15 protein-coding genes, 1 pseudogene and 1 riboswitch are annotated in these 15,499 nt (G+C 71.6%); of the genes and pseudogenes, 3 read left to right on the top strand and 13 right to left on the bottom strand.

Annotation, left to right across the window (positions count from 1 at the left end):
• The first annotated feature begins 19 nt into the window (after window positions 1–19).
• Together AC1DU4_RS17920 and AC1DU4_RS17915 are read left to right on the top strand one after the other, a co-directional pair.
• Window positions 20–1,549: a 1,4-alpha-glucan branching protein domain-containing protein gene (locus tag AC1DU4_RS17920; protein ID WP_477842062.1), complete on the top strand. Its 1,530-nt coding sequence runs from the start codon at window positions 20–22 to the stop codon at window positions 1,547–1,549.
• Window positions 1,546–2,790 carry a glycosyltransferase family 4 protein gene (locus AC1DU4_RS17915; RefSeq protein WP_477842032.1) on the top strand — a complete coding sequence of 415 codons (1,245 nt, stop codon included), beginning with the start codon at window positions 1,546–1,548 and terminating at the stop codon, window positions 2,788–2,790. The genes AC1DU4_RS17920 and AC1DU4_RS17915 overlap by 4 nt, the downstream gene beginning before the upstream one ends.
• Before the next feature lie 46 nt (window positions 2,791–2,836).
• Here the strand turns inward: AC1DU4_RS17915 and AC1DU4_RS17910 are convergent, their stop codons facing one another.
• Entirely contained in the window at window positions 2,837–3,634 is a 798-nt protein-coding gene (locus AC1DU4_RS17910) for an acyltransferase (RefSeq protein ID WP_477842030.1), read from the bottom strand.
• A 76-nt stretch (window positions 3,635–3,710) separates the two neighbouring features.
• Window positions 3,711–3,929, bottom strand: a complete 219-nt coding sequence (locus AC1DU4_RS17905; protein ID WP_139191207.1) for a hypothetical protein — start codon at window positions 3,927–3,929, stop codon at window positions 3,711–3,713.
• Between the two features lie 293 nt (window positions 3,930–4,222).
• Between AC1DU4_RS17905 and AC1DU4_RS17900 the strand changes: the two genes are divergently transcribed.
• On the top strand, window positions 4,223–5,530 hold the full coding sequence (locus AC1DU4_RS17900) for an outer membrane protein assembly factor BamB family protein (RefSeq protein ID WP_477842028.1): 1,308 nt from the start codon (window positions 4,223–4,225) through the stop codon (window positions 5,528–5,530).
• 83 nt (window positions 5,531–5,613) lie between these two features.
• Here AC1DU4_RS17900 and AC1DU4_RS17895 read toward each other — a convergent pair whose 3' ends face one another.
• The 11 genes and pseudogenes from AC1DU4_RS17895 to AC1DU4_RS17845 all read right to left on the bottom strand — a co-directional run.
• A complete protein-coding gene (locus tag AC1DU4_RS17895) occupies window positions 5,614–6,777 on the bottom strand; it encodes a THUMP-like domain-containing protein (RefSeq protein ID WP_477842026.1) in 1,164 nt (387 codons plus the stop codon).
• Window positions 6,778–6,795: 18 nt separating this feature from the next.
• Entirely contained in the window at window positions 6,796–7,809 is a 1,014-nt protein-coding gene (locus AC1DU4_RS17890) for a class I SAM-dependent methyltransferase (protein ID WP_477842024.1), read from the bottom strand.
• A gap of 64 nt (window positions 7,810–7,873) precedes the next feature.
• Window positions 7,874–8,653 (bottom strand): enoyl-CoA hydratase/isomerase family protein, encoded by a 780-nt coding sequence (locus AC1DU4_RS17885; protein ID WP_072845097.1) that lies wholly within the window; start codon window positions 8,651–8,653, stop codon window positions 7,874–7,876.
• Between the two features lie 10 nt (window positions 8,654–8,663).
• Window positions 8,664–9,473, bottom strand: coding sequence for an NUDIX hydrolase (locus AC1DU4_RS17880; RefSeq protein ID WP_477842021.1), 810 nt, complete (start codon window positions 9,471–9,473; stop codon window positions 8,664–8,666).
• A gap of 22 nt (window positions 9,474–9,495) precedes the next feature.
• Window positions 9,496–10,326, bottom strand: a complete 831-nt coding sequence (locus tag AC1DU4_RS17875; protein WP_072845094.1) for an ABC transporter ATP-binding protein — start codon at window positions 10,324–10,326, stop codon at window positions 9,496–9,498.
• A gap of 65 nt (window positions 10,327–10,391) precedes the next feature.
• On the bottom strand, window positions 10,392–11,003 hold the full coding sequence (locus tag AC1DU4_RS17870; RefSeq protein WP_477842019.1) for a thiaminase II/PqqC family protein: 612 nt from the start codon (window positions 11,001–11,003) through the stop codon (window positions 10,392–10,394).
• Window positions 11,000–11,605, bottom strand: coding sequence for a TenA family protein (locus AC1DU4_RS17865; RefSeq protein ID WP_072845092.1), 606 nt, complete (start codon window positions 11,603–11,605; stop codon window positions 11,000–11,002). The genes AC1DU4_RS17870 and AC1DU4_RS17865 overlap by 4 nt, the downstream gene beginning before the upstream one ends.
• Window positions 11,602–12,975 carry a purine-cytosine permease family protein gene (locus AC1DU4_RS17860; protein ID WP_072845091.1) on the bottom strand — a complete coding sequence of 458 codons (1,374 nt, stop codon included), beginning with the start codon at window positions 12,973–12,975 and terminating at the stop codon, window positions 11,602–11,604. The genes AC1DU4_RS17865 and AC1DU4_RS17860 overlap by 4 nt, the downstream gene beginning before the upstream one ends.
• A riboswitch (TPP riboswitch) is annotated at window positions 12,967–13,077 on the bottom strand. It overlaps the preceding gene by 9 nt.
• 56 nt (window positions 13,078–13,133) lie before the next feature.
• A complete protein-coding gene (locus tag AC1DU4_RS17855) occupies window positions 13,134–13,898 on the bottom strand; it encodes an aminoacyl-tRNA hydrolase (protein ID WP_477842016.1) in 765 nt (254 codons plus the stop codon).
• Window positions 13,895–15,115, bottom strand: coding sequence for a phosphoserine phosphatase SerB (gene serB, locus AC1DU4_RS17850; protein ID WP_477842014.1), 1,221 nt, complete (start codon window positions 15,113–15,115; stop codon window positions 13,895–13,897). The genes AC1DU4_RS17855 and serB overlap by 4 nt, the downstream gene beginning before the upstream one ends.
• Before the next feature lie 120 nt (window positions 15,116–15,235).
• Window positions 15,236–15,499 (bottom strand): annotated as a pseudogene (locus tag AC1DU4_RS17845) (cytochrome ubiquinol oxidase subunit I); the annotation flags it as partial.

Raw genomic sequence — 15,499 nt, 5'->3', positions numbered from 1 at the left:
TGCGGGCACGGACCGGGGGATGTTCTGCCTGGTCCTGCACTCCCACCTGCCCTGGCTCGCCAACCACGGGCGGTGGCCCGTGGGCGAGGAATGGCTCTACCAGTCGTGGGCGGCGACCTACCTGCCGGTGACCCGCGTGCTGCGCACCCTCGCCGCGGAGGGGCGCACCGACCTGCTCACGCTCGGAATCACCCCGGTGCTCGCCGCGCAGCTCGACGACCCGCACTGCCTCGCCGGCATGCACCACTGGCTGGGCAACTGGCAGCTGCGCGCCCACGAGGCGGCCGGCATGGACGACCAGCCGCGCCGCGACCTCGGCGCCCGCGAACACCGACTCTCGGCCGCGGCGCTCACCGACTTCGAGGAGCGCTGGGCACACGGCGGGTCGCCGGTGCTGCGCGAACTCGTCGACGCGGACGCCATCGAGCTGCTCGGCGGCCCGCTCGCGCACCCGTTCCAGCCGCTGCTGCACCCCCGCCTGCGCCGCTTCCAGCTCGGCGAGGGCCTGGCCGACGCGCAGATGCGCTGGGGCACAAAGCCGTCCGGCATCTGGGCACCGGAGTGCGGGTACACCCCCGGCATGGAACTCGAGTACGCCGACGCCGGCGTCCGGCACTTCATGGTGGACGGGCCGGCGCTGCGCGGCGACACCTCGCTGGGCCGGCCGGTCCGCGACTCGGACGTCGTCGCGTTCGGCCGGGACCTGCAGGTCAGCTACCGGGTGTGGTCGCCGAAGTCCGGCTACCCCGGGCACGGCGCCTACCGCGACTTCCACACCTACGACCACGACACCGGGCTCAAGCCGTCCCGCGTCACCGGGCGGACCGTCGACTCCAAGGACAAGGCCCCGTACGACCCGGAGCTCGCGGCCGCCGCGATCGACCAGCACGTCGAGGACTTCGTCGCGACCGTCAAGGCCCGGATCCGCGAGGAGAACGACCGCACCGGGCGACCGTCCCTGGTGGTGGCCGCGTTCGACACCGAACTGTTCGGGCACTGGTGGTTCGAGGGTCCGCAGTGGCTGGAGAAGGTGTTGCGCGCCCTGCCGGAGGCCGGCGTCGACGTCGGCACCCTGCGTCAGGCGCGCGAGAAGGGGTACGTCGGGGAGCCGGTGGACCTGGCCGACTCCTCCTGGGGCAGCGGCAAGGACTGGCGGGTGTGGGCCGGCGACCAGGTCCAGGACCTGGTGCGGCTCAACGACGAGGTGGTCCAGACCGCCCTCGACACCGTGGACAAGGCCAGGGCCGGCGGGCGCGCCCCGGGACGTCCCGAACTGCGCGACCGCGTCAACGACCAGATCCTGCGCGAGGCGATCATGACCGTGCAGAGCGACTGGGCGTTCATGGTGAGCAAGGACTCCGCGGCCGGCTACGCACGCGAGCGCGCCCACAAGCACGCGCACGCCACCCGCGAGATCGCCGAGGCGGTCGCGTCGGGACACCGGGAGCGGGCGCAGCGACTGGCCGACGGCTGGAACGGCGCCGACGGGTTGTTCCCCGGGCTCGATGCACGGCGGCTGCCCGACGAATGGACCGGAGGCCAGGCATGAAGGTTCTGATGGTGTCGTGGGAATACCCACCGGTGGTGGTCGGCGGTCTCGGCCGGCACGTTCACCACCTGGCCACCGAGATGGTCCAGGCTGGCCACGAGGTGGTGGTGCTCTCGCGCCGGCCCACCGGGACGGACGCCGCCACCCACCCGACCATCACGCACATCTCCGAGGGCGTGCTGGTGGTCGCGGTGGCCGAGGACCCGCCGCACTTCGTGTTCGGCGAGGACATGCTGGCCTGGACCCTGGCGATGGGGCACGCGATGGTGCGGGCCGGCGTCGGGCTGGCCAAGCCGGGACTCGGCGAGGGCTGGTACCCCGACGTCGTGCACGCGCACGACTGGCTGGTCGCGCACCCGGCCATCGCGCTGGCCGAGTTCTTCGACGTGCCGCTCGTCTCGACGCTGCACGCCACCGAGGCCGGCCGGCACAGCGGCTGGATCTCCGGCACCATCAACCGGCAGGTGCACTCCGTCGAGTGGTGGCTGGCCAACGAGTCCGACGCGATCATCACCTGCTCGGCGTCGATGGAGGACGAGGTCACCGAGCTCTACGGCCCGCAGTTGGCGCCGATCACGGTGATCCGCAACGGAATCGACGTGACCACCTGGAACTACCGTGATCGCGCGCCGCGTTCGGGCCCGCCGCGGCTGCTCTACGTCGGCCGGCTCGAGTACGAGAAGGGCGTGCAGGACATCATCGCCGCGCTCCCCCGGATCCGGCGCAGCCATCCCGGCACCACGCTGGCCATCGCCGGCGAGGGCACCCAGTACGGATGGCTGCAGGACCTGGCCCGCCAGCACCGAGTGGTCCGGTCGGTCACCTTCCTCGGCAGCCTCGACCACACCGAACTGCTCGGCTGGCTGCACGGCACCGACGCGATCGTGCTGCCGAGCCGCTACGAGCCGTTCGGCATCATCGCGCTCGAGGCGGCCGCGGCCGGCGCCCCACTGGTGGCCTCGCGGGCCGGCGGTCTGGGCGAGGCCGTGGTGGACGGCGTCACCGGGATGTCGTTCCAGCCCGCCGACGTGGAGGGCCTGACGTCCGCGGTCCGGGAGGTGCTCGACGATCCGGCCGCGGCGCAGACCCGCGCCAAGGCGGCCCGGGACCGGCTCACCTCCGACTTCGACTGGCAGCAGGTGGCTCAGGACACCGCGCAGGTGTACCTCAGCGCCAAGCGCCGGGTGCGGCACCCGCTCGCCCGCCCCGACATCCCACAGCGCCCGCTACCGGATCGGTAGCGGGCGCCGGGGGTGTCCTGGTGCGGTTCGGTCGGGTGCGCGGTGTCTACGCCCCGGCCGAACCGTTGGCCGATGTGCCGGCGGCGTCGAGCTCGGCCGCGCGGGTCTCGGCGGCCGCCTTCTTGCGGGCGATGTCCTCGAGGGCCGCGACGTACTTCGCGCGGTCGGCGGCGCCGGCCTCCCACGCCTCCTTGCGGTTCTTCACGACCTTGGACGGGGCGCCGACGGCGATGCTGTAGTCCGGCACCTCACCCTTGACGACCGCGTGGGCGCCGAGCACGCAGCCCCGGCCGATCGCGGTGTTGCGCAGCACGGTGACCTTGGCGGCGACCCAGGTGTCGGGGCCGATCCTGACCGGGCCCTTGACGATGCCCTGGTCCTTGATCGGCACGTTGACGTCGTCCATCCGGTGGTCGAAGTCGCAGATGTAGCACCAGTCGGCGACCAGGGTGGAGGCCCCGATCTCGATGTCGAGGTAGGTGTTGACGACGTTGTCCTTGCCGAAGACGACCTTGTCGCCGATCCGCAGCGAACCCTCGTGGCAGCGGATCGCGTTGCCGTCGCCGATGTGCACCCACTTGCCGATCTCGAGGCGGGAGAGCCCGGGCGTCGAGTGGATCTCCACGTTCTTGCCGAGGAACACCATGCCCCGCAGCACCACGTGCGGATTGGCCAGCTTGAACTTGGCCAGGCGGTAGTAACGAACCAGGTACCAGGGTGTGTATGCCTTGTTCGCGAGCACCCAGCGCAGCGAGTCACGGGTCAGGAACTGTGCCTGGTCGCTGTCGGTCCGCCTGGATCCTCGCCACCTCGTGCGCAACGGTGCGCCCCACATGCTGGTCATGGATCGACAGCCTACGGCTAGCCGTGGTGAGCTCCGCCACTACCCGGGTCACCCCACCGGGTTCACCTTCCGGGCGTCACCGAATCTCGCCGTCACCGAAGCGACAGGCCCGGCACAGCACCACCGAGGCGCCGGCGCCGGCGAGCCCGACGAGGATTCCGGCCCCGAGCGAGGCCGTCATCGCGCCGACGAGCAGGGCCACCCCGAAGATGAGGGCGATGACGACGACGACGCCGGCACCACGACAGCCGAGCAGGTGGTCGACGTCGGTCTCGACAGCAGGCAGCGATTGCATTGGTCTGTCCGCGATGCTCATCCGACCCCGTCCCATTCAGCCATTGAACACAAATTCGATCGGAATCGAAAGTTTGACTGGCTAACTACGAACACGAACCAGGAACTCGAAGCTTCCAGTAATTTAATCACGAATCAATTACAGGGTCGAGAGAAACTTTGGGCCCGTGACAATTCGAAATTCCGGGGTACCGAATTGATTGAAATGTCTACGAATTCGGGGGGCGGGTGTCTCCTCCGCAGCGGCGGGACCGATAGTCTGCAACGAGCGAAATCCACACGAGGAGTGAAGAAATGCGGCGTGTCCTACGTTCGACGACGGTCTCCCTGACGGCGGTCGCGGCGCTGACCCTCTCCGCGTGCGGAGGCGAGCCACAGGTCCAGGACATCTTCGGCGCAGGCGGTTGGCCCGGTGCGCACGCCGACGCCCGCAACAGCAACACCTCGACGGTGACCGGCCCCCAGTCCCCCTCGTTCACCTGGTCGCGGCCGCTCCTCTCGCCGACCACCAGCGGCCCCACCGTCGCCGCGAGCGGGCAGATCTTCGTCACCACCCACGCCGAGAACGGGTGCAACCTCTACTCGTTCGAGATGGACAGCGGCCGCAAGCGCTGGTGCAACCGACTCGCGCCCGCCGTCGCCGCGTCCACCCCGGTCGTCGACGCCGCCACCAACGTGTACGTCGGCGAGGACGGCGCGATGAACTCGTTCACCGAGAACGGCCAGCTGCGCTGGCGCACGATCGTCAGCGGGACCCCGCTGTCGGCTCAGTTCACCGGCGACGGCAACCTCCTGTTCGTCACCCAGTTCGGCGTGGTGACCGTGCTGAACCCGCAGAACGGCCGCGAGGTGGTCCCCTCGCACCAGCTGATCCCGGCACCGACCGCGGCCGAGGGGCAGAACCTGCCGCTGCCGCCGGCCGACCTCGGTCTGGACCAGTGCGCCTTCGGCGCCCCCGAGTGCCCGGTGCCGGCCGGTCCCGCGATCGACCTCGCCAGCGGCAACTTCTACCTCACGCTGCGCCTGCCCGACCACGACCGGGCCTCCGTGGTCGCGATGCGGTACGCCGACGGCGCCCTCACCGGACTGTGGTCCGCGGACGTCCTCGACGGCGGCACCTCGTCGAGCCCCAGCCTCTCCGCCGACGGCACGACGGTCTACGCCGGGGACAACCAGGGCACGCTCTGGGCGCTCGACGCCGCCACCGGGCAGGTCCGCTGGAACCACGCGCTCGGCTACCCCGCCGCGGGCACCCCGTCGGTGTCGGCGGGCGGGCTGATCATCCCGGCTCCCGGCGAGGGCGGGCACCTGTTGGCGCTGCGGGACGAGGGCGACCACGCGGAGGTGGTGTGGGAACGTGAGGACGTCGCCCCGGTCGGCGCGTCCGCGCAGGCCGGCGGCGCCGTCGGCTACACCGAGGTGCGGGAGGGTCCCGACGCGTCGGCCCCCACGGCGCTGCTGACCTTCGACACCGGGACCGGCGAGACGCTCGACCAGGACACCCTGCCCGGCGGCAGCGGTCCCACGACGGGCACCGCGATCGGGCCCGACGGCGAGGTGCTCACCACCACCGTGATCGGCGAACTGTTCGTCCTACGCTGACGCCCCGCCGAGTGTGACCTGCCGACGGGCGCTCGCGGGCGACGCACCGGTGGGTGCACACTCGGCGCGGGACCGGGCGGCGCTCAGTCGCGGGCGCCCGCCGCACAGACGAAGGCGACCGGCGTGCGGCCGATCCGGGTCAGCACCACCGACAGCGACGCGGAGCCACGCGGCTTGAGCCGGGGCCGCAACACCGCCGGGTCCACGTCGACACCGCGCACCAGGATCTCCACCACGCCGCAGTCGAGCCGGGCCAGCTCCTGACGCAGCGCCTTCTCCGTGTACTTGAGCTGTTCGATGATCCGGAAGCCGCGCATGCCGGCGGGCACCGCGTCCCCGGTCAGGTAGGCGATCCGCGGGTCGAGCTGCCACAGCCCGTGCCGGGCGCCGTAGTGCCGCACCAGGCCGGCCCGCACCACCGCGCCGTCCGGGTCCACGATCCACTCCCCGGGCTCACGCTCCGGAATGTCGTCCGGTTCGGCGTCGGTGATCTCCCAGCCCGTGCCGTCGGCGGCCAGCACGGTGGCCCGGCGTCGCACCCCCGGTTCCGCCAGGCCCGGCGACCACAGGCAGGCCTCGCGCACCCCGCCGGCGAGCGAGACGACCTCCACCTCGCCGTCCCAGTCCAGGGCGTCGTAGTCGAGGCCGGGCGCGCACTTGACCGACAGGTCGCGACCGCGGTAGGCCTCGAGCAGGTCCGGCAGCGGCGGTTGCAGCGCGGACGGGTCGTGCCGCCGCTTGCCGCCCGCCCGCCGCGCCGGGTCCGCCAGCACGACGGTGTCACGGCTGACCGGGACCAGGGCGTCGGCCCGCAGCACGGTCGCGGCGGGCACGTTGCGCGCGGCCATCGCCAGGCGCACCGGATCGAGGTCGCTGCCGAGGACGTCGCTCGCGACACCCACCAGCGCCGACAACTCGGCGCCGACCGAACAGGTCACGTCGTGCACCGCCCGGCCCGCGACGCGGCGGGCCCGACGGCGGGCGACCACCGTCGGGGTCGCCTGCTGCAGGGCGTCGTCGGTCAGCAACCAGTGCGMGGGCTCGTCGAGTTTGCCCACCGCCCGCCGGCGCAGCAGCACGGTCTCCACGAGCGCGCCGGAGCGGTCACCGAAACGCGTACGCACCCGGCCGATGTCGGCCAGGTGCGTGCGCGTGGACAGTTCGAGCCGATCGACCTCCGCGAGGGCGGCGGCACCGTCGGATGACCTCAGGTACCGGACGTCCTCCGTGGTGAAGTCATAGCCCACAGAGAATCTTCGCCCCTACTACTTCGCTTCCGGCTTCACGCCGGTGATCATCACGTTGTAGAAGAAGTTGCGCGGGACGATGTGCTTGAGCACCTTCTCGTCGACCCAGCTCAGCGTCTTGAACCCACCGAACGCGAACTTGGCCCAGCCCCAGCCGAGCTTCTCCGGCGGAACCGCCGCCTCGAAGGTCCGGACCGGCCAGCCGAGCAGCGCCGCGGCGAACTCCTCGGTGATGGCCCGCACCTCGGTGCCGCCGGCCGACTTCGCCATGTTCTCGAGGTCGGTGGGGTCGAAGGTGTGGATGTCGACGACGGCCTCGAGCGCCGCGGCGCGGGAGGACTCGTCGAGCTCTTCCTGCGGACGACGCCAGTCGGCCAGGAACGGCAGTTTGGTGACCGTGGTGGTGGCCTCCCAGGTGGCGCGGCCGAGCCAGCGGGCGTAGAAGTTGCCGACCGTGGAGGGCTCGCCGGCGAAGACGAAACGGCCGCCCGGCTTGAGCACCCGCAGCACCTCGCGCAGCGACTGCTCGACGTCCGGGATGTGGTGCAGCACGGCGTGTCCGACGACGAGGTCGAAGGTGTTGTCGTCGTAAGGGATCCGCTCGGCGTCGGCGACGCGACCGTCGACCTCCAGGCCGAGGTGCTCGGCGTTGCGCAGCGCGACCTTGACCATGCCGGGCGAGAGGTCGGTGACGGAGCCGGTCTTGGCGACCCCGCCCTGCATCAGGTTGAGCAGGAAGAAGCCTGTGCCGCAGCCCAGTTCGAGCGCCCGCTCGTACGGCAGCGGCAGGTCCCCGGCGACGGCGTCGAACCGGCCCTTGGCGTAGTCGATGCAGCGCTCGTCGTACGAGATCGACCACTTGTCGTCGTAGGTCTCCGCTTCCCAGTCGTGGTACAGCACCTGGGCGAGCTTCGTGTCCTTACGAGCCGCCTCGACCTCTTCGGCGGTGGCGTGCGGACGCGGCGCGGGGTCCACCACGTCTCCGGGGGCGGTCGCGGCGACGGATGTGTCGTCAGTGGGGCTTGCAGTCATGGGGGCGATCCTACTCGCTGGTAAGAGATGAACAAGTTCTAGTTTTTCGCGCCGGAATGCGCTACTACTCCCCCGTGAACTGCGCCTTGCCCGGGCCGTTCTCCACGAAGGAAGCCATGCCGATGGTCCGGTCCTGGGTCGCGAAAAGGGCTGCGAACTGCTGCGCCTCGATCTTCAGGCCCGTGTTCAGGTCCGTGTCCAGACCCTGGTCGATGGACGCCTTCGCGGCGGCCAGTGCACGGCTGGCACCGCCGACGAACTTCGACGCCCAGGCGCGGGCCGCGTTGTACACCTCGTCGGGGGCGACCATCTCGTCGATCAGGCCGATCGCGAGGGCCTCCTCGGCGCCGACGAAGCGGCCCGTGAACACCATGTCCTTGGCCTTGCTCGGGCCGATCAGGCGCGCCAGGCGCTGCGTGCCACCGCCGCCGGGGATCACACCGAGCAGCACCTCCGGAACGCCGAGCTTCGCGTTGTCGCCGGCGATACGACGGTCCGCGCCGAGGACGATCTCAAGTCCGCCACCGAGCGCGTAGCCGGTGATCGCCGCGACGGTGGGCTTGGGGATCTCCGCGATCGAGCCGAGCGCAGACTGCAGTTCGCCTGCGATCGGCGCCATCTCGGCGAAGGACATCTCCGCCATCTCCTTGATGTCGGCACCCGCCGCGAAGACCTTCTCGCCGCCGTAGACGATGACGGCCTTGACCTCCGAGTTGACGGTGGCCTCGCGGGCCGCGGCCCGGAGCTCCTCCTGCAGCTGACGGTTCAACGCGTTCATCGGTGGACGGGCCAGCCGGATGGTGCCGATGCCGTCAGATACCTCGAGAGTCACAAACTCAGCCATGCCGCGAAGGCTACCGTTTGCCCCATGGGTGCGCCCCGGCGGCGTAGTAGGGCTCCTGGTTGGGGAAGCGAACCCGCAGTTCACCGTCCTCTTCGTACAGCTTCGGCAGGATCACCGGGATCTCGGGCTCGGCGGCCAGTACCCCGGCCACGGTGTCGAACTCGGCGATCGAGCGGAGCTGCGACCAGGTCGGGGGCAGCAGCATGGTGTGGCCCTTCGACCAGTCCGCGATGGCCTCGGCCGGCGTCTGCCACGACACCTCCTCGGCCTCGGAGGTCTCGCCGTCCGCGACCTGCCCCGCGGGCGCCGCGGCCACGAAGAAACGGGTGTCGTAACGGCGGGTCTCCCCCACCGGGGTGATCCAATTCGACCAGGGCCGAAGCAGATCCGCGCGCAGCACCAGGTTCTCACGGGCCAGGAACTCGCTGAAGGAGAGCTCACGCGCCTCCAACCGCCTGCGGGCGTCCGCGTAGCCAGAGGTGTCCGCGACGACGGTGTCCGCGGTCGGACCGGCGAGCAGCACACCGCACTCCTCGAAGGTCTCCCGGACCGCGGCGCAGACCAGGGCCTTCGCCCGGCCCTCGTCCACGCCGAACCGCTCCGCCCACCAGGACACCGGCGGCCCGCTCCACGCGACGTCCGCGTCGGCGTCCTGCGGGTCCACGCCGCCGCCCGGGAACACGGTCATGCCGCCGGCGAAGGCCATGCCGACCACACGGCGCAGGAGGAACACCTCCGGCCCGGATGCGGAGTCCCGCACCAGGATCACGGTGGAGGCGTCCTTCGGCGGGACTTCGGGCAGATTGTCGATTGCAGCCATTCCCGGAACCTACGCTCCGCGGTCAGCGACGGTGCTGACCGGGCACCCTGCTGCGCCGCGCGAAGAAGCGGCCGTCGACCTTCTCCAGGACGATCGACTGGCTGAACGCGCTCGTCAGGTTCTCCGCGGTGATCACGTCGTCGATCAGCCCCTGCGCGACGACCTGCCCCTCGTTGAGCAACAGCGCGTGCGTGAATCCGGGCGGGATCTCCTCGACGTGGTGGGTGATCAGCACGGTCGCGGGGGCGTCCGGGTCGGCGGCGAGCACGGACAGCCTGGCCACGAGTTCCTCACGGCCGCCGAGGTCCAGGCCCGCGGCCGGCTCGTCGAGCAGCAGCAGTTCCGGGTCGGTCATCAGGGCGCGCGCGATCAGCACCCGCTTGCGTTCGCCCTCGGAGAGGGTGCCGTAGGTGCGCTCGGCGAGGTGCTCGGCGCCGAGGCTCTCGAGCATCTCCACCGCGCGGGTGGTGTCCATCTCCTCGTACTGCTCACGCCAGCGGCCGAGCACCGCGTACCCCGCTGAGACCACCAGGTCGAGCACCGTCTCGTCGGCGGGCACCCGGTGCGCCAGCGCGGACGAGGACAGCCCGATCCGCGGGCGCAACTCGCTCACGTCCACCTTGCCGAGCACCTCCCCGAGCAGGTGGGCGCGACCGGCGGTGGGATGCACCTCGGCGGCCGCGATCCGCAGCAGGGAGGTCTTGCCGGCGCCGTTGGGGCCGAGGACGACCCAGCGCTCGTCCAGCTCCACCTGCCAGCTGACGGGCCCCACCAGGGTGACGCCGCCGCGACGGATCAGAACGTCTTCGAAGTCGATCAGCAGATCGGGATCAGGTTCGGACACGACGCCCATCCTCTCGCACATGTTCGACGCGGTTGCAGCAGGACCGGTACGCGTGTCGCCGCACCGGTCTTCGCTCAGACCAGTGCGTCCCAGAACTGCACCTCGAAGGCGGCGACGCGGCCGAACGCGACGCGCTGCGCCTCGGTCGGGTGGTCGCCGCCGAGCAGCGTGCCGAGGTCGGCGACGTACGCGGCGAACGGTTCCGCGGCCCAGTTGTCGATGAACTCGCGGTACCGCGAGCCCGCCGCCGCGGCCCGCTCGCGCACCGTGGTCCACGCGTCGAGGTACGCCTTCTCCACCCCGTACAGCACCGCCGAGGCCACCTCGTAGCCGTCGTGCAGGCTCGCCAGCATGAACCCGGTGTACGACGCGCACCCCAGGCTCGGGGTGTGCGCGGCCGGGTCCAGGCCGCGCCGGGCCAGTTCCTCCCGGAACAGCGTCAGCTCGGGGGTCAGCGCGGCGATGCCGCCGGCCAGCACGTCGCGGGAGGCCTCGTCCGGCGCGAGGGTGAGCACACCGGCCAGGAATCGGCGGAACTCCACGACGAAGGCGTGGTCCTCGAGCAGCCACCGGTCGAAGGCGGCCTCCGGCAGCGTGCCGTCGGCGGTGGCCAGCACGAACGGGTGCTCGGCCAGCGCCGGCCACACCGCGGCCTGCCCGGCGAGCAGCGCCTCGGATCGGGTCACCGGGCGTCCCAGAAGTCCAGCTCGTGCCGCATCGCCGTCATGAAGGCCTCCTCGGCGACGGCCTCGTCCGGGGCCGCCTCGTCGAGCATCGCGGCGCACCGGTCCGCCAGCGCGGCGAAGCCGGGATCGGCGTAGGTGTCCACCCAGCGCCGGTACCGAGGGTCGGCCGGCGGGTCGGCCGCGAGCGCCTTGCCGAGCTGGGAGTAGCCCCACGTGCACGGCAGCAGCGCGGCCAGGCCCCGGCCGTAGTCGGCCGCCGCGTCAAGCAGGAAGCCGGTGTACGCCTCGCACTGCGGGCTCTTGACGGCCGAGTCGAACTGCGCGCCAAAGGGTTCGGACAGGGTGCGGTGCAGGTCGAGTTCCTCGCGGTAGGTGGCGTGGGCCAGGTCCACCAGGTCACCGAGATGCCCGTCCGGGGCCTGCCAGGCCAGCCGCGCGAACACCCGGGTGTAGTCCAGCAGGTACAGGTAGTCCTGTTCGAGCCAGCCACGGAAGACCGCCGGGTCGAGGTCGCCCGCACCGATGCCGGCCACTGTGGGGTGCTCGAGCTGCGCGGCCAGCAGCGGCCGGCCCATTTCCTGCAAGCGTGCCGAGAGGCTCACGCCGGCACCACCTTTCGTCGACGGATGAGCCCGATCAGGGCGGTGCCCGCCGCCGCGACGACGAGCGAGATCAGCGAGGCGGACCAGCCGGTGGCCGGGATCCCCAGCGCGGACTGCAGGTCCGTCCACCACTGGGTCCACCCGGCACCGAAACCGGTGAAGTAGGTGGGCGTCACGAGCTGGTACACCACGAACCCGACCGCCCACGGCAGCAACATCTCCCAGCGCGCGGGCGAGGACGCCGAGACGTCCCAGCTGCCACGGCGCAGCAGGTAGAAGGCCACCAGGAAGGTGCCGGTCAGCGGGACGAACACCGCGCCGATCAGGAACAGGAACGGCTCGTAGCTGTAGGCGTCGACGGTGAGCGCCAGCAGCGTCGCGACCGCGCCGACGCCGACCACCAGGTAGCGCCGGTCCAGGCTGGGCCGCAGGTTCTGCGCGCTCATCGCCGTCGAGTAGATGTTCGCGAAGGCCTCGTCCACCTCGTCGATCAGCAGGATCAGCAGCGCCACCCCGGCCAGCGGGAGCACCAGCAGGCTGCCGATGATGTCGAAGCCGGGCTCGAGGCCGAACGCGACGAACGCCAGCACACCGAGGCTGAAGAAGGCGACGGTCGCGCCGCCGTAGCCGACGGTCGCGCCGAGGAACGCCGCCCGCGGGGACTTGGAGTGCCGCGCGTAGTCGGCGGCCAGCGGCACCCAGGAGATCGGCATCGCGATCACCAGGTCCACGCTGGTCCAGAACCCGGCGAAACTCCCGTCGGTGAGCGAGGGCAGGTCCTTCATCAGCACGTTCACCAGCAGGTACACCGTCGACGCCAGCGCCGCCCACACCGCGTACCGGGCCAGGATGCCGACCACCTTCAGCGGTCGCAGCGCCATCACGGTGGCCAGGGCGCCGCCGAGCAGGACGAACGGCCAACGCTGCCAGCCGGTGAGGCGGGCTGCGGCCTCGGCGATGACGAACACCTCGAAGGTGGCCCAGCCGACGCACTGCACCAGGTTGAACACCGTCGGCAGCGCGGACAGCCGGTTGCCGAGCAGGCCCCGCATCATCACCATCGCGGGCGCGCCGACAGTCGCGCCGGCCGCCGCGCACAGCCCGAGCAGGGTCGAACCGATCACCGCGCCGAGCAGCACCGCGAGCAGGGTGGCGAGCAACGACTGCCCCTGCAGCACGGCGAAGGTCGCGGCCACCGGGAGGAGTAGCGAGATCCCGAGGTTGCCCCACAGCCCGATCTGCGCGGCGAGGCCGAGGGTCCGGGCGGGCGCCTCGTCGAGGGTGAAGGACGGTTCGACGCCAGCCGGGGACGAAGTGGGGCCGGACGGCTGTGCGGCCGCCTCGTCAGGACGTGGATGTACCGTGGACATCGCGCTGCTCCCTACGCCGGAATGACCCGGATCAGGTGTGACGGTCGGAGCAGCCGTGCTCCCTCTCAGCCCATCGATGCCTGGGCTCCCGTGCTTGGACGGGCCAACCTTAGGCCGAACCGGCCCGGCAGTCCAAGCCGCTCACCACGAGTCCGCCCTCAGGGGTGCGCGATCACCGTCATCGAACCTGGCGCCACCTCGGTGAACCCGGCGTCGCGGACGGCGATCGCCTGCCCCGCGGCCACCCGGGCGGTCAGCGCGGCCCAGCGGTCCGGGTCGGCGTCGCGCACCGAGCACCGGAACCCGCTGCCTGCCCACTGCGCCGCCTGCGCGAGCGTCATCGCACCGGCCAGCAGCATCGCCGCGTGCCCCACCTGCGCGGCGGTCTTGCCGACCGTCATGTCGAGGGAACGGTTGAGCCACAGCACCGGCAGGTCGGGCTCCGGGTCCCCCGGCGCGTCGTGCTCGAGGTCGGTCCCGCCGATCTGCAGCTTCCGGATCCGGGGGTCGAGCTCACCCACGGGGCCYGGCACGAAGGCCCGGGCCTGGGCGCCGTCGACCTCGACGGTGACGCCGTCGACGTCCTGGGCGGCCAGCCACTGGGCGCCCCGGGCCCGCCGGGCCACCTTGCGGATCCGGGCGCCGGTCCAGGCCAGGTAGTCCCGTTGCCACGGCCCCGGTTCGCCGTCCTCGCCGGTGCCGACCCGCGAGTCCAGGCACAGCGCGGCGGTCGCGGCGGCGGCCGCCGCGAGCACCGCGCTCCGCGGCGGCGGGTCCGCCTTCGGAAGGTGCAGCACCAGCGGCATCGCCAGCACCAGGGCCGGGTCCGCCGGGTCCGGCCGGTGCCCGTACCCGGCGGCCAGCACCGCGTGCCGGGCGGCGAAACCCTCGTCGAGCACCCCGAGGGGCCCCGGCTCCGTCACAGCGGGACCCGGCGCACCAGACCGTCCACGGCGTCGGCCGCCTCGACCTCGTCACGGGTGACGCCGAGGATGAACAGCACCGCATCCAGGAAGGGATGCGAGAGTGCGGTGTCCGCGACCTCGCGCAGGGCCGGCTTCGCGTTGAAGGCGACGCCCAGCCCGGCCGCGGTGAGCATGTCGATGTCGTTGGCGCCGTCGCCAACCGCTACGGTCTGCTCCATAGGGACCCCGGCCTGCGCCGCGAAATTGCGCAGTGCCACGGCCTTGGCCGCGCGGTCCACGACCGCGCCGATGACGCGGCCGGTGAGCTTGCCGTCGACGACCTCGAGGGTGTTGGCCTCGACGAAGTCCAGCTCCAGGTCGTGCGCGAGGCCCTCGATGACCTGGCGGAAGCCGCCGGAGACGACGCCGCAGTGGAATCCGAGGCGGCGCAGGGTGCGGATGGTGGTGCGCGCGCCCGGCGTCAGCTCGAGCGCCTGCCCGACCTCCTCGATCACGGACTCGTCCAGGCCGGCGAGCACCGCGACCCGCTGGTGCAGCGACTCCGAGAAGTCGATCTCGCCGCGCATGGCGGCCTCGGTGACGGCCCGGACCTCGTCCTCCTTGCCGGCACGGGCGGCCAGCATCTCGATGACCTCGCCCTGCACCAGCGTCGAGTCCACGTCGAAGACGATGAGCCGCTTGGCGCGACGGGCCAGTCCGGCCCGCTCGACCGCGATGTCCACGGTCTGCGAGGCGGCGATCTCCGCCAGCCCGGTGCGCAGGGCGGCGTCCGTCTCGGCCGCGGCGTCGGCCGCGGTGACCATCAGCTCCAGTCCGGTGACCGGGTAGTCCGCGATGCCGCGGATCGAGTCGATGTTCGCGCCCTGGCGGGCCAGTTCCCGGGCCAGCACGCTGAAGGCACGCGCGGTGACGGGACTGCCGAGGACGACCACGGCATGGGTGGACGGCGCGGGCCGGCCCACCGGGTCGGCGCCGATCTCGACGTCCGCGTGCATGCCGACGGTCGACATCGAGTCCTCGACCGCCTCCTGCAGCGCCTCGGGGTCGTTGGGGCAGGACACGAGGACCCCGAGGGTCAACCTGCCCCTGATGACCACCTGTTCGACGTCGAGGAGGCTCACGTCGTGGCGCGAGAGCGCCGCGAGCAGAACCGAGGTGACGCCCGGGCGGTCGGGTCCCGTCACCGTGACCAGGACCGTGGTGTCTGAACCCACCGAGAACTCCCTCCATCCCGCAGCCGCGGGGTCTTCAAGCCATTGTGCCAACCGGCGTATTTCCCAAACACAAGGCCCCGCCCGAAGCTCGGGCGGGGCCTTGTGTTGGTTCGTCGTGACTTAGTGCGCGTCCTCGAGCACCGCGGTGGCCTGCTTGCCACCGTGGCCCACGCCGACGTGCGCTTCCGCGCGCATCCGCTCGACCATGTGCGGGTAGTGCAGCTCGAAGGCCGGGCGCTCGCTGCGGATCCGGGGCAGCTCGGTGAAGTTGTGCCGCGGCGGCGGGCAGGTGGTGGCCCACTCGAGCGAGTTGCCGTAGCCCCACGGGTCGTCGACCGTGACGATCTCGCCGTACCGGTAGCTCTTGAAGACGTTCCAGACGAA

This window comes from Rhodococcus sp. P4_F5 (genome assembly GCF_056401315.1).
Note: the sequence above shows the minus strand (reverse complement) of the source record. Positions and strands in the feature narration are given on the sequence as shown.

Bases quoted from the DNA above. Each gene is read 5' to 3' on its own strand.
- AC1DU4_RS17920 (WP_477842062.1), top strand. From the start codon at position 20: ATGTTCTGCCTGGTCCTGCACTCCCACCTGCCCTGGCTCGCCAACCAC.
- AC1DU4_RS17915 (WP_477842032.1), top strand. From the start codon at position 1,546: ATGAAGGTTCTGATGGTGTCGTGGGAATACCCACCGGTGGTGGTCGGC.
- AC1DU4_RS17910 (WP_477842030.1), bottom strand. From the start codon at position 3,634: ATGACCAGCATGTGGGGCGCACCGTTGCGCACGAGGTGGCGAGGATCC.
- AC1DU4_RS17905 (WP_139191207.1), bottom strand. From the start codon at position 3,929: ATGCAATCGCTGCCTGCTGTCGAGACCGACGTCGACCACCTGCTCGGC.
- AC1DU4_RS17900 (WP_477842028.1), top strand. From the start codon at position 4,223: ATGCGGCGTGTCCTACGTTCGACGACGGTCTCCCTGACGGCGGTCGCG.
- AC1DU4_RS17890 (WP_477842024.1), bottom strand. From the start codon at position 7,809: ATGACTGCAAGCCCCACTGACGACACATCCGTCGCCGCGACCGCCCCC.
- AC1DU4_RS17885 (WP_072845097.1), bottom strand. From the start codon at position 8,653: ATGGCTGAGTTTGTGACTCTCGAGGTATCTGACGGCATCGGCACCATC.
- AC1DU4_RS17880 (WP_477842021.1), bottom strand. From the start codon at position 9,473: ATGGCTGCAATCGACAATCTGCCCGAAGTCCCGCCGAAGGACGCCTCC.
- AC1DU4_RS17875 (WP_072845094.1), bottom strand. From the start codon at position 10,326: ATGGGCGTCGTGTCCGAACCTGATCCCGATCTGCTGATCGACTTCGAA.
- AC1DU4_RS17860 (WP_072845091.1), bottom strand. From the start codon at position 12,975: ATGTCCACGGTACATCCACGTCCTGACGAGGCGGCCGCACAGCCGTCC.